The following is a 13,309-nucleotide window of genomic DNA, read 5'->3' on the forward strand; positions in this document are numbered from 1 at the left end:
TCAAGCCGTCCGTAAAGAAGGTGAACTACGGCAACGTCCTGGCGGGCACCGCCTGATGTTCTCGTCCGCCCGCCGGGGCCGTGTTCCGGGCCGGCGGGCGGACGGTTTTCTTCATTCCTTTGTTGATTTGCGGGGTAATCAAGCATGTGCGGTATAGCCGGAGTCGCACGCATCGGCGGTTCCGCCCTGGGCGCGGAGGCGGACGCCCTCCTGGAGAGCCTGGCGGACACGCTGCGGCACCGAGGGCCCGACGACCGGGAGCTGCTGCGCGAGGACGCGGTGGGACTGGCGTTCACCCGGCTGTCCCTGGTCGATCCCGTGGGCGGCGGCCAGCCGCTCTCCACCGAGGACGGCTCGGTGGTGCTCATCGCCAACGGCGAGGTGTACAACCACCGGGAACTGGCGGCCGGACTGCCCGCCGGAACCCGGCTGCGCACCCGATCCGACTGCGAGGTGCTGGTGCACCTCTACCAGCGCGACGGGCTGGACTTCCTGAACCAGGTCAACGGCATGTTCGCGCTGGTGCTGTGGGACCGCAGGCGCAACCGGCTGGTGTTCGCGCGGGACCGGTTCGGCATCAAGCCGCTCTTCCTCCACCGCAACCGGGAGCGGATCGTCTTCGCCTCCGAGATCAAGGCCCTGTTCGCGGACCCGGCCGTGCCCCGCCGCCTGGACTGGGAGGGCATTCTCGGCGACCCGGCCATGAGCGCGGCACCGGTGTTCACCCACGCGCCGGTGAACACCTGGTTCGAGGACATCGACAGCGTGCCCGCCGGCACCGTCAGGACCGTCGACCTCGCCACCGGCGACACCGCCGAGCACGTGTACTGGCGGCTGCCCGGGGCCGACGCCGAGTGCGACGCCTCGGACGCCGAACTCACCGAAACCTACCGCGAGTTGCTGGCCGCCTCGGTCCGTGACTGCGCCAGCGCCGACGCCGACCTCGGGCTGTTCCTGAGCGGCGGCATCGACTCCGCGGCGGTGGCGGCGCTGGCCGGGCACGACAACCTGCCCACCTTCACGGTGACGACCGGCGCCACCCTGCTGAACGGGGACGCCGAATGGGGCCACCGGGTCGCGCGTCACTTCGGCCTGCCTCACCGCAACGTCCTGTTCGAGGCCGATCGTGTCCCGACGCCGCAGGAGTGGAAGAACCTGCTGTGGCTCAGCGAGACCCCGCTGTGCGGCCCGGAGGTCTACTACAAGTACGAGCTGCACCGGTACGCACGCCGGGAGTTCCCCGAGATCAAGGGCATGCTCCTGGGCGCGGCCTCCGACGAGTTCAACGGCGGCTACAGCCCCGACCTGGCAGGTGGCGGCGACTGGGACGACTTCCACGCCAACATCACCGCGATAGGCCGGGGCCAGGCGCTGGGCCTGCGGCCCGAGTTCGGCCCCTGGTGGGAGATCTCCGACCGCCCCATGCTCCGGGACGGATTCCTCCCGGCGGCCGCCCCGGCCCAGGACACCTACGACGCCTTCATGGCGTGGAAGTACCGCAGCCTGCAGCAGTACAACGTGTGGCACGAGGACCGCACCGCCGCCGGCAACGGCATCGAGGCCAGGGTGCCGTTCCTGGACCACCGCCTCGTGGAACTCGTCGCCCGGATCCCGGCCGGCCGGCGGGCCGCACTGCTGTGGGACAAACGGATCCTGCGCGAGGCCATGCGAGGCATCCTGCCCGAGCCGGTGCTCAACCGGCCCAAGGTGCCCTTCTACTTCGGCGAGGGCGTACGGCACACCTACCGCACCTTCGCCCGCATGCTCGCACGGGACGACGCCGCCCTCCTCGACGAGGCGGTCTCCACCCGCCGGGCCCAGGACTTCCTCGACGCCGACGGCATCCGCGAGAACCTGCGTCGGCTCGAACGGGAACCGGACTCCGCGGGGCTCGAAATGGCCCTGCGTCTGGTCAACCTCGGCCTGCTGGAGCGTATGGTCCACGATCTGCCGCCCGCGCCCGGCGCACTGCCCCGGCGCCCCGTCCACGACGCCGTCACCGTCACCGACTGGGACCGCGACGAGGCGGACCTCCGGCAGCGGGTACTGCCCGCCCAGCGGGTCACGGCCGACGACGTGTTCGCCCTGGCCGACGGGACCGAACTGGTGTGGGCCCCCGCCCGGCCGCACGCCTGGTACGTCCTCGTCGACGGCACCTGCGCGTTCACCCTCGACGAGGAGGAAGAGCCCCTGTGGGTCGCGGTGCTGCGCGCCCTGGACGGCGTCAGCCCCGTCGACAAGATCGCCTCAGACCTCGGCCAGGACCTGGACGCGATCGCCCCGCTGCTGGCGGAGGGGCTCGACCTGGGCGTCGTACGACCCTGCCCGGCCGCGCGATGAGCGGCGCCTGGTCGAGGTTCCCCGGCCATGCCTACCCGGGCCGCCCGCCGGGGGAGGGCGCCGCGGCGGCCGCGGACCTGGCGCTGCTGCACTTCGTGGGGCCACCGGCCGCGCAGGCCGCGCGGGAGCTCGCCGAGCGGCTGGCCGAGGTGTGCCCGAAGCCGCCGCCGGCCGCGGTGTTCGAGCCCGACCACCAGTCGCTGCTCGCCCTGGTCCGGCCCGTGCTGCTGGCCGAACTCGCCGCCGACCGTAACGCCGGCCGGCTGCCGGGCGGCACGCCCGAGGAGCGCTTCGCGTCCTTCGCCGCCGGGCTGCGGGACCCTGCCCGGGCCCGCGCGGTGCTGCACGGCCACCCCGGCCTCGCGGACCGGCTCGACCGGCACTTCAGCGCCTGGGTGGACACCCGCGCCGAGTTCGCGGCCCGGCTGGCGGCCGATCTGGACGAGCTGGGCGAGCGACTGGCCCTGGACGTGGCCGGCCCGCACGAGGTGGAGCGCGCCGAGTTCGGGGCCGGCGACCCGCACCGCGGCGGCCGTACGGTGGCCCTCGTCACCTTCCGCGGCGGCGGCCGGGTGGTCTACAAACCGCGCGGCCTGGCCGTCGAGGCGCACTTCGGCGCGCTGCTCGGCTGGATCAACGAGCGTGGCCTGCGGCACCGGCTGTGGCAGCCGACGGTGCTGGACCGCGGAAGTCACGGCTGGAGCGCGTACGTCGCACCCGAACCCTGCCGGGACCGGCGGGAGTTGGACCGTTTCTGCTGGCGGCAGGGCGCCTTCCTCGCGCTCTTCCACACCCTGTGCGGCTACGACCTGCACTTCGAGAACGTGCTCGCGGCCGGCGAGCACCCTGCCTTCGTCGACCTGGAGGCGCTCTTCCACACCGAACCCCTGACCTCGGCCGAGGACGACAGCGACGTGGTCACGCGGTCGCTGCGGGAGACGGTACTCGCCGTGGGGCTGCTGCCGCAGTGGCTGGTGGAGATCGACGAGACCGGGGTGCGCGCCCAGGACCAGAGCGGGCTGACCGGAGGCCCCGGCGACGACGGACTGGAACTGCGCCCCGCCCTGGAGTGCGCGGACCCCGGCACCGACACCATGCGCCTCGAACTGCGCCGCCCGCCCGCACGCCGCACCCACAACTCGCCGCTGCCGCACGGCGACCGCGCCCTCGCCCCCGCACTGAGGGACCAGCTCACCGCCGGCTTCGCGGAGATGTACCGGCTGCTGCTGTCCCACAGGGCGGAACTGCTCGCGCCGCACGGACCGCTGGAGCGGTTCGCGCACGACGAGGTGCGGGTGGTGCTGCGCGACACCCACCAGTACAAGCGGCTGCTCCAGGAGACCTGCCGACCCGGGGCGCTCGCCGCCGGGCCGGGCGGGGAACGCGTCCTGGACGAACTCGCCGGGCCCCCCGAGGTCGTGGCGAGCGAGCGGCGCCAGATCGAGCGGGGCGACATCCCGCTGTTCTTCACCACCCCGGGCACGACCGCGCTCCTCGACGACTCCGGGACCGTACTGGAACGGTTCGCCGAGCGCAGCGGCCTGGACGCGGTACGGTCCCGGTTGCGCGGCCTGTCCCACCGGGATCTGCGACACCAACTGTGGTACGTGCAAGCCGCGTTGGCCGCCCGTGAGCCGGGCGCACGGCACGGTCGCAGGCCCGTGCGCACGGCCCCGGCCGGACGACCCAGGCAGATCACGCCCGAGCTGGCGGCCGACGCCGCGCGCCGCATCGGCGACGAACTGCTCGACACCGTGCTTCGCGACGAGCGGACCGGAGTCGTCGAATGGCCGTCCCTGGAACTGGTCGGCGGGGCGTACTGGCGGGTCGGCCCGAGCGGATTCGGCCTCTACGCAGGCGTGAGCGGCATCGCCCTGTTCCTCGCCGAACTGGGCGCCTTCTGCGGCGACCGGCGTTACCGCAGCGCCGCCGAGACGGTCCTGGAGGCGCTGGTCGACCCGGACGACATGCCCGACGCGGACGACCTGGCGGGGCTGTCCGTCGGCGGTTACGAGGAGTTGGGCGGCCTGGTGTACGCCCTGGCCCGGCTGGGAGCGCTGTGGGAGGAACAGGCCCTGTTCGACGCCGCCGAGCACCTCGTACCGGCGATCCGGCGGGGCTCTGCGGAGTCGGAGTGCCGGCACGTCGTCGGCGGTACCGCGGGCGCGGTGCTGGCGCTCGCCCGGCTGTACCGGGCGAACCCTCGCCCGGCCACGCTCGCGGCACTGGCGGACGTGGCGCGCGCACTGCCGACCGGGGCAGCCGACGCTCTCGGCGCGGGCTTCGGACACGGCGCGGCAGGGGTGGCGTACGCCCTGGGTACGGCCTTCGAACTGACCGGGGACGACGGGTACCGCACGGCTGCGGAACGGGTGTGGCGGCAGGCGTACGCCCGCGCCGACGACGGGTCCGTGGCCTGGTGCGGGGGCGCCTCCGGTACGGCGCTCGCCGCCGCGGCGACGGGACGCCGGCTGCCCGCCGCGCTTGCCGCGACCCGCGCCGCCCTGGCGTACGACCCGGACGACGACTCCCTGTGCCACGGGCGGCTGGGCCTCGCGGAAGCCCTGCTGGCCTGCGGACGACTGACCGGCGACGAGGAACTGCTCGCCGGGGCCCGCGCCACGGCCGGCGCGGTCGCGCTCGCCGTACTCACCGGCCGTGCCCGCACCGGCGTCCCCGGCGGCGTGCCCACCCCGGGCCTGATGGCGGGCAGCTCAGGCATCGGATACGGCCTGCTGCGCCTGGCGGCGCCTGAACGGGTCCCGAACCTGCTGTTGCTGGGCGGCTGACGGTCAGCGCGCGGTCCACGGGTGCCGCCAGTCCTCGTCGGCCGCCGCGGGGCCGTGGTCCGTCTGCCAGTCGATGAGGTCGGGCGGGGGGAAGCGAGGGGCGCCGGCGGGGTCGTCGGGCAGGGCGACCGTCCACAGGGGGACCAGGCGGGCGCCCCGCTTGACCTTGGCCCCGTACGCGCCGATGCCCAGGTGCAGGGCGGTCAGGCCGCGCTCGCTCATGTAGTCGATCGGCAGGTAGTAGCACAGGCCGTAGTACTCGTAGGCGTCCCGCAGCGCCGCGTAGTCGAACCCGGCTGCGCGGGCGTAGAGGGTGCCGCGCCACTCGTACATCACGGCCGCGCCGATCAGCCGCCCGTCGCGGCGGGCGGTGAACACCACGGACTGGTCGTCGAGACAGGCGGCCTGGTCGGCGAAAGCGCGGTGGATCTCCTCGACGCTGGTCGTATGGCCGTACTTGGCCTGGAGGTTCGCCAGCAGCGGGGCGACCTCGTCCAGGCACTCGCCGAGCCGCTGCCGGCCCAGCTCGTAACCGGCCGCCAGGAAGCGGGCGTACTCGCCCTGGAGCCTGATCCGGCGGCGGCTGACCAGCCCGGCGCAGTACTCCGGAAAACCCTTCCCGCCGGTGTACAGGGTCGCGTCGCCGCAGTCGAAGTCGACGGCGGCCCCGCGCCGGTGCAGGGCCGCCGCCGTGCGGTTGGTGGCGAACAAGAACAGCGAGCCCGCGCGCTCCGGCGGGCTGAGCTCCCGACGGGCGGCGAGCAGCAGGTCGAGGACGGCTTCCTCGTGCTCCGCCGACCGCGGGATGCCGCAGCTGTACCCGCGGTGCGATCCCGCCACCCCCCACTCCCCGCCGGCGCCCATCAGCTCCAGCCGGGGGCGCAGCGCATAGAACTTGTTGTGCTCCCGCTCGACCTCGTACAACGGCAGCCCGCCCACCAGCCGGTCGCCGGCGTACGCGAGGAGGTACGTCACCGACGCACCGCTCTCGCGTTCCACCGAGCGCAGCCAGCCGTGGGACATGTAGAAGCCCTCGGGTTCGGCGAGGGCGTCCCAGTCCTCGGCCGTGACCTTCTCCAGAGTGGTCACGGTCTCCAGGCGCAGACCGGCCGGGGTGTTGTTCATCGCGCTCATCCGCCTCAACTGTGCAGGGGGTCGTTCAAGAGGAACGGAAGGCCGCCGGGCCGCCCGGCGGCTAAAGGTGGGCGCGCACCGCGTCCTGAAGGGTGCGGGCCGCCCGGACCACGTCCTCCTCGGTGCGTGCGAGGGCCAGCCGGACCTGGCGCACACCGTCCTGCGGGCGGTCCCAGTGGAACGGGCCGCACGGCAGCACATGGGTGCCGCGCGCCACCAGCTCCTCGTAGAGCGCGACCGCGTCCGGCCCGCCCTCGGGGAGCGTCACCCGGGCCACGCTGATCCGGGCGTCCGGGTCGGTGAGCGCCACCGGGCCGCCGTCGAGGACCTCGGCCAGCGCGCGCCGGTTGCGGGCGATCAGCCCGTGCAACTCCGCGTAGCCGCCCGCCTCGGCGTCCTGGGCGAACTTGGTGAGCATCAGCAGCACCAGCGGCGACACCGACAGCAGGACGTCGCTGAAGTACTCCAGCAGCGGCAGGTCGGTGTTCTCGCCCCAGGCCAGGAAACCGGCCTTCAGCTCGAGGGTCGGCCACAGCTTGCCGGTGTCCTCGATGACCACCCACTGCGCGCCGGACTCCCGCAGGATCGCGTAGGTGTCGTACTGCGCCCGGGTGTCCTGAGCGCGGAAGCAGGTGTCCATGGCCAGCACCCGGTTCGTGCGGGCACAGAACGCGGCGAGCCGGCGAAGGCCGTCCTCGGACAGCACCCAGCCCGTCGGGTTGTTCGGCGTGGTGACGAACACCGCGCCGACCTCGTCCGGCAGTTCGGGCTCGCCGCGCTCCAGGTCGGCCTCGGGCACCGGCAGCAGCGTCAGGCCACGGCCCTTGAGCAGGTCCGGGATGTTGTCGAAGGTCGGGTGCACCAGGGCGACGGTGTCGGTGCGGTCCGCGAGCGCGCGGGCCGTGATGTCCATCGCCACGGACGACGAGTAGCAACTGACCAGCCGACCGGTGCCGATGGGTGCCTGCCGCTGGCCGATGGCGTGCAGGAACGCCTGCTGCGCCTCCGCCTCGACCTCCTCGAAGACCCGCTTCTCGGCCTCGTCGAAGAGGGTCGGCAGACTCTCCACGATGGCGCGCTGCGACTCGGTCAGCGGCATCCGGGGATGCCCGTCCGACACATTGAGTCCGTCGATCAGCGCGTCGGTCTCCATGGAGGTCAGATTTCGCCGGCCCGTCTCATGGCCTGGTACGGCCGTCCCGGACCCGCCGGATATGAAGGTCATCGGGTCTCCTCCCCCGTCGCGGTCGCGCGCGAGCGCAGCGCGACCTGTCCCAGCAGTTCGAACGCGACCACGGATGCGGCATGGCTGGTGATGTCCGCGTGGTCGTACGGCGGCGCAACCTCGACGATGTCCAGGCTGCGGTAGTTCAGCGGTCCCAGAGCCCTGAGGTACTGGAGGGTCTGGTACGAGGTCGGCCCGCCCACTTCCGGGGTGCCGGTGCCCGGCGCGTACGCCGGGTCGATGAAGTCGATGTCGAACGACACCATGACGGGCCGCTCGCCCACCCGGTCGCGCACCCGCCGGCCGAACTCCTGCGGCGAGGTCACGGCCAGCTCGTCCCAGCCGATGACGTCGTAGCCGAGGGCCTTGCCGGAGTCGACGTCGTCGGGGTGCACAGAGCCGCGCATGCCGACCTGGACGCTGTGGTGGGGGTCCACCACGCCTTCCTCCACACCGCGGCGGAACATCGTGCCGTGGAAGTGCTTGACGCCGTAGTAGTCGTCGAGGACGTCGCCGTGCGCGTCGAAGTGGATGACGCTCACCGGCCCCAGCGTGCGGGCCATGGCACGCATCTCCGCCATCACCAGGCTGTGGTCTCCGCCCAGCAGCAGCGGCACGATGCCCCGCTCGTACAGCGGCGCCAGGAACGCCTCGAGCCGTTCCAGGGTCAGCTCGTGGTAGCCGGGGACCACGGGCGCGTCGCCCGCGTCGACCATCGACAGGGTCCGGGTGACGTCCACGCCGGTCGCCGGGTTGTGGTCGCGCAGCAGGATGCTGGCGGCGCGGATCGCCTCCGGCCCGAAGCGGGCCCCGGACCGGTAGGAGACCGCCGAGTCGGTGGGTACGCCGACGACCGCCACATCGACGCGGCCCTCGGCAGCGAGCGGATCATCCACCCAGGGCAGCCGCATGAAGGTGCGCGGACCGGACGCGATCCGCGGTTTGGTCATGCTGTCCCGGGGCCGGTAGTGCTCGCTCACGCGGCGGCCTTCCGCAGCAGCCAGCCGACGCAGAACCCGGTGGAGTCCATCGCGGGGTCGGTGGTGTCGTAGGCCTCGATGCTCAGCCCGCAGTCGGCGAACAGCTTCTCCCACCACTGCCTGGTCTCCAGGCGCTGGCTGGTGAAGGGGTGCATCAGCAGATAGGCGTTGTAGTACGCCTGCGCCAGCGGCTGGGACATCGCCTCGCGGTCGGAGGACTTCAGGTCGATGTCGATGATGGCGAGGGTCAGCTCGGGGGACTCGGTGAAGAGTTTGGTGAGCATGCGGCGCACGCCCTCCTCGCCCTCCTGACCCAGCACCTCGTGGATGACGAAGGCGAGCACGGCCAGGTCGGGCTTTTCCTCGGTGTTCTCGATCCACCGCACCGCGTCGACCTGCTCGATCGTCACCCGGTCCGCCGTGGCCTGGCCCGCCACCCAGTCCCGCGCGGCGGCGGCGCCGTCGGCGTCGGGCTCGATGCCGACGGCCGTCATCTCCGGGTAGTCGGCGCACAGTTCGGTCAGGTAGACGCCGCTGCCGCAGCCGAGGTCCACCAGCCGGCGGTAGTCGCGCCCGTCCTCGGCGAGCAGCTTGCGCAGCAGCGGGATGGAGTCGTGCATGCTGATGCCGCAGCTGCCGCTGCCGACGTAGCCGCCGCGCCGCGGGGCCGGTCCGGTGCCCTGGGCCAGGTGGTCGCCGAGCGCGAGGAACGTCTGGCCGTAGCCGCCGACCATCATCTCGTACCAGGGACGGGCCGCCTCGTACTGGCGGGCGAGGTCGGTGAGGGTGAGCACGCCGTCACCGGAGCGATCGAGCAGGCCGGCCGCGACCCAGTAGTCGGCCATGGCGACCAGGCGTGCCCGGTCCAGCCCCTTGGCCTCGACGAGGGCGTCCACGGTGGTGCCGGCGGTGAACTCCTCCTGGAGGCCGGACTGCTGGAGGGTGAAGATCATGGTGCTCAGGACGTAGCCGCGGAACGGCTCCAGGGCGCGTACGAGGTGGGACTCGCGAATGGGCATGGCAGATCCAATCGGTGTCGATGAGTACGTCGATGAGTACGTCGATGGGTTCGCTGACGGCGCCGGTCGGGCACCGTCGCGTCAGCTGTCGAGGCCGTCGAGAACCGGGCTGTCGACCCGGCGACCGGCGGTGAACAGGTCGTAGAACTTGCCCTGGAAGGCCTCGGGAGGGCCGAGGAAGAGCCGTTCGTAGAGCGCCTGGCGGGTGCCGAAGCGGTTCATGGTCAGGTCGGCGGCGGCGCGCAGCAGCCGGCCGTGGGCGATGCCGTCGACGCCGGATCCGGCGAAGTAGGTCTGCATGAAGGCGTGGCTCGGGGCTTCGGGGTCCTCGTCGGCGGTGACGGGGTGCATCACCAGGCCGCTGCTGGCGATCGCCTGGAGCAGTTCGACCGCGCGCGGGTAGAGCCGGGCGTTCAGCATCCCGGAGGCCGCGAGGGGCACGGGGTCGCAGACATGGTGGCCGAAGTCGTCCGGCCGGGCGCCGGTCTCCGCGGAGACCACGAGCCCGCGCAGTGTCTCGACGATGCCCGCCAGTTCGCCCAACTGCTGCCGGACGACCGGCTGCCGGTCCCGTCCGCTGGCCTTCGCGCACCGTGCGGCGAGTTCGAACACCGTCTCCGCCTTCACCCAGGCGCGTACGGCGGACTGGTGCCAGGCGTACGACGTCATGCCGGTGCCGGGGCGCAGGTTGTTGGCGGCGGCCACGTCGCCGTGGATGAAGACGCGCTCCCAGGGCACGAGCACGTCGTCGAAGTGGCAGACCGCGTCCAGCTCGTCGAAGCGGCCGGCGAGCGGCCCGTCACCGGCCGGGACGCAGGCGTAGGACGGCCGGGAGTAGAGGGTCAGGCCGGGAGTGGCGACCGGAACGGCGAAGCACAGGGCCTGATCGGTCTCGGTCTCGCCGAGCGGGCGGAACGGGTAGATCACCAGGTCGTCCGCGAACGGCGACAGAGTGGCGAGCATCTTGGCGCCGCGCACCACCACGCCCTCCTCGGTGGTTCGCACCGCGCGCAGGGACTGCACCTCGCCGTCGGGGCCGGGGCCCAGATGGCGGTCGGCGGGCGGGTCGCTGATGGCGTGGGTCAGTACCAGGTTCGAGGCGCGGGCCAGCCGCCAGTACGCGCGGACGTTCTCGGCGTACGGGCCGAAGTGGTCGGCCGCGCCCGCCCAGGCGGTGAGGACGGTGGCGACGAAGTCCGGGCTGCGGCCCATCAGTCCGCCGCTCAGCCGGGCTGCGTGGGCGAAGGCGCGGCCGCGCTCGCGGACCTGGTCGGCGGAGTCGGCCAGGGAGTAGGCGAGGGGGTGTCCGTCCGCGCCGGTCAGTTCGCCGTCCGGGTGGTGCGCGTCGAGCAGATCGGCGAGGAAGTGGGCCATGCCCTCCGTCGCCGGGTCGTGGGCCAGGTCGGCGACGAGCCGGCCGGCGAGGTGCACCCGCCTGCCGTCGGCCAGGGCGACCAGGTACGACTTGCCGGTCCGGGTCCCGTTCGGCGGTGCGGTGCTGGTGGCCATGGTTTCTCCAAGCTGCGCTGGGGTGGTCGGGAAGCGGCGGCGGCGGGTCAGGCGCCGCACCACGCGGCGGTGGCCGCGGTACGCACGTCGACGGCCAGGACGTCCGGGTCGGTGTGCCACAGCAGCACCGAGACGCCGATCGCCCCGGAGGTGCCGGTGTGGGTCTGCCGGGCGGCCTGCCGGACGTGCACGAGCCGCTCGCTCTTGGTGTCCGGGGTGTGCCGGTAGCGCTCGCCCGGCATGACGGGGATCCACACCCAGGCGGCCTCGGTGCCGGTCGGGTGCGGCTCGGGGACGGGAAGTCCGGCCTGGAGGGCGAGGTTGACCTCCTCCAGGTTCAGCCCCGCGTGCAGCCGGGCCAGTTCGGAGACCAGGGCTCCTGGGGCGCGCCCGGCGACCTCCACGACGACGAGCTCGTCGTCGCCCGTGACGGCGAACTCCGTGTGCACGACGAACGCCCCCTCGCCGCCGAGCGCGGCGACCACGTCGTGGTTGAGCGCGTGGGCGCGGCGGGCGAGCTCGCTGTCGTGCGGGACGGTCCAGCCGCCGAGCCGACGGCCCGAGGGCAGGTCGAGCAGCGGGCCGAGATAGGTGCCGGTCTGCACCGGGGCGGTCGCGCCGTCCCGGACCAGGCCGTTGACGTGATGGAAGGTGCCGTCGAGGTACTCCTCGATCTGCCAGCCGCGCTCGCCGCGGTGCCCGGCAAGCCAGTCCCGCAGCTCCTCGCGGGTGCGCAGGATGCTCACGCCCCGGGAGTTGGCCTCCCGCCGGGGCTTGGCCACGACCGGCCCCCCGATGCGCGCGGAGACGAGTTCGGTGAGGGTCTCCGGATCCGGCACGCCGGCGCCCTGGGAGTCGTCGAGCACCTCGTCCAGTGCCAGGAAGCGCGGGACGCGTACGCCGGCCGCCGCGAGGCGCTCCTTCATCAGGACCTTGTCGATGTAGTGCGCGGGCTGTGCCGGGTGCCGGGCGGGCAGGCCGAACTCCGCGCGCAGTTCGGCGCAGCTGATGAGGCAGTACTCGTCGTTGGTGACGATCTGCACCGGCCGGTCCCCGGCCAGCTCGCGGATCGCCTCGGCCCAACCCTCGCGCGGCGCCCGGCGCACGGCCGGGGCCTCGCCGGGCGCGTCCTCGCGCACGACCGGGTCGGTCTCGGCGTCGGTGAGGACGACCGTCTCCCAGCGCACGGGGTCGAAGGTGACCGCCGGGTCGGTGGTGAGCGGCTGTCGTGAGTGCAGGATCACCACCAGCGGGAGCGGGGTGACCGCTGCCGCCGGGTGGGGGATGGGTGAGGTTGTCATGATCGGCCTGTCGTGTGGGCGCCGTTGCGGGTTGTGGGGTGGGAGCCGGTCATGACCGGCCCGCCGTGAGGATGCCTTGGACGGCGGCTCGGGCGTACGTGTCCGTGGTCGGCGGCACGGCGCCGGGGACGGGCGTTCCGGGGCGGGCCAGGGCGTGCCAGATCGTGGCGAAGTCCTCGGCGAACGCGCAGTCGCTGGCGCGGCTGCGCCACGCCACGTGCGGGGAGAGCCGCACTGTGGGCAGGTGCCGCAGCGGATGGTCGAGGGGCAGCGGCTCCGGATCGGTGACGTCCAGGGTGGCGGACAGCCGCCCCGCCGCGCACAGTTCGGTGAGCGCGTCCTGGTCGATGATGTCCGCGCGGGAGACATTGACCAGGTGCAGGCCCGGGCGGGCCAGGCCGAGGGCGGCCCGGTCGAAGAGCCGGCGGGTGCCGTCGGTCAGTGGCAGCGCGACCACCAGGTGGTCGGCATCGAGGGCCCGGCGCAGGTCGGCGGTCTGCGCGATCCGGGAGCCCGGCTCGGACTCCGGCCGCCGCCGCAGGACGGTCACCCTGGCGCCGAGGGCGTCGAAGACGCCCGCCAGGCGCTGGCCCACGGCCCCCCACCCGGCGACGGTGACGTCGGCGCCCCACAGTCCTGCCCCGCCTCCGGTGCTCGCCCCGGCCGGGACCGGGGGAACGTCGGGGGCCGGCGTCGGGCGGGTGTCCCGCTCCTGCCAGGGTGCCCCGCCGTGCCATTCACGGGTCAGTACGGCGTGCAAGGCGTACTCGGCGAGCGGCGCGGCGTAGCAGCGCCAGCTGCGGGTGAGCAGGGTGTCGGCCGGCCAGGCGGCGAGGTCCATGAAGTCGGCGCCGGCGGAGGTCAGATGAACCCAGGACCACTCGGCGGACCGCAGCACCGACGCGCGCCGGGCGGGGGAGAGTTCGTGCGGGGCCATCAGCAGGACCCCGCCGCGCTCCGGCGCCTGCTGCCAGGGCCGGAGTTCGACAAAGGGCCCCAAGGCCTGCCTGAG

The 13,309-nt window shown here is 73.3% G+C and carries 9 protein-coding genes; 2 read left to right on the forward strand and 7 right to left on the reverse strand.

Features of this window, described 5'->3' with window-relative positions:
• Positions 1–144 precede the first annotated feature (144 nt).
• Together ACIBAG_RS31430 and ACIBAG_RS31435 are read left to right on the forward strand one after the other, a co-directional pair.
• Positions 145–2,340: an asparagine synthetase B family protein gene (locus tag ACIBAG_RS31430; RefSeq protein WP_399109684.1), complete on the forward strand. Its 2,196-nt coding sequence runs from the start codon at positions 145–147 to the stop codon at positions 2,338–2,340.
• Positions 2,337–5,129, forward strand: a complete 2,793-nt coding sequence (locus ACIBAG_RS31435; RefSeq protein ID WP_399109686.1) for a type 2 lanthipeptide synthetase LanM family protein — start codon at positions 2,337–2,339, stop codon at positions 5,127–5,129. The genes ACIBAG_RS31430 and ACIBAG_RS31435 overlap by 4 nt, the downstream gene beginning before the upstream one ends.
• 3 nt (positions 5,130–5,132) lie before the next feature.
• On the opposite strand, the gene ACIBAG_RS31440 is transcribed toward ACIBAG_RS31435, so the two are convergent.
• From ACIBAG_RS31440 to ACIBAG_RS31470, 7 genes are all read right to left on the reverse strand, one after another.
• Positions 5,133–6,263 carry a GNAT family N-acetyltransferase gene (locus ACIBAG_RS31440; protein ID WP_399109687.1) on the reverse strand — a complete coding sequence of 377 codons (1,131 nt, stop codon included), beginning with the start codon at positions 6,261–6,263 and terminating at the stop codon, positions 5,133–5,135.
• A gap of 61 nt (positions 6,264–6,324) precedes the next feature.
• Complete coding sequence (locus tag ACIBAG_RS31445) at positions 6,325–7,488, reverse strand: aminotransferase class I/II-fold pyridoxal phosphate-dependent enzyme (protein WP_399109689.1); 1,164 nt, start codon at positions 7,486–7,488, stop codon at positions 6,325–6,327.
• A complete protein-coding gene (speB, locus tag ACIBAG_RS31450; RefSeq protein ID WP_399109690.1) occupies positions 7,485–8,468 on the reverse strand; it encodes an agmatinase in 984 nt (327 codons plus the stop codon). Before speB ends, ACIBAG_RS31445 begins: the two co-directional genes overlap by 4 nt.
• Positions 8,465–9,487, reverse strand: a complete 1,023-nt coding sequence (locus ACIBAG_RS31455; RefSeq protein WP_399109691.1) for a methyltransferase domain-containing protein — start codon at positions 9,485–9,487, stop codon at positions 8,465–8,467. The genes speB and ACIBAG_RS31455 overlap by 4 nt, the downstream gene beginning before the upstream one ends.
• An 81-nt stretch (positions 9,488–9,568) precedes the next feature.
• On the reverse strand, positions 9,569–10,996 hold the full coding sequence (locus tag ACIBAG_RS31460; RefSeq protein ID WP_399109693.1) for a 4-hydroxyphenylacetate 3-hydroxylase N-terminal domain-containing protein: 1,428 nt from the start codon (positions 10,994–10,996) through the stop codon (positions 9,569–9,571).
• Between the two features lie 47 nt (positions 10,997–11,043).
• Complete coding sequence (locus tag ACIBAG_RS31465; protein WP_399109695.1) at positions 11,044–12,297, reverse strand: acetyl-CoA carboxylase biotin carboxylase subunit family protein; 1,254 nt, start codon at positions 12,295–12,297, stop codon at positions 11,044–11,046.
• A gap of 49 nt (positions 12,298–12,346) precedes the next feature.
• On the reverse strand, positions 12,347–13,297 hold the full coding sequence (locus tag ACIBAG_RS31470) for an NAD(P)-dependent oxidoreductase (RefSeq protein WP_399109696.1): 951 nt from the start codon (positions 13,295–13,297) through the stop codon (positions 12,347–12,349).
• Positions 13,298–13,309 lie beyond the last annotated feature (12 nt).

Origin of the sequence: Streptomyces sp. NPDC051243 (genome assembly GCF_044455405.1) — a bacterium.
In the GTDB taxonomy this organism is placed as follows: Bacteria; Actinomycetota; Actinomycetes; order Streptomycetales; family Streptomycetaceae; genus Streptomyces.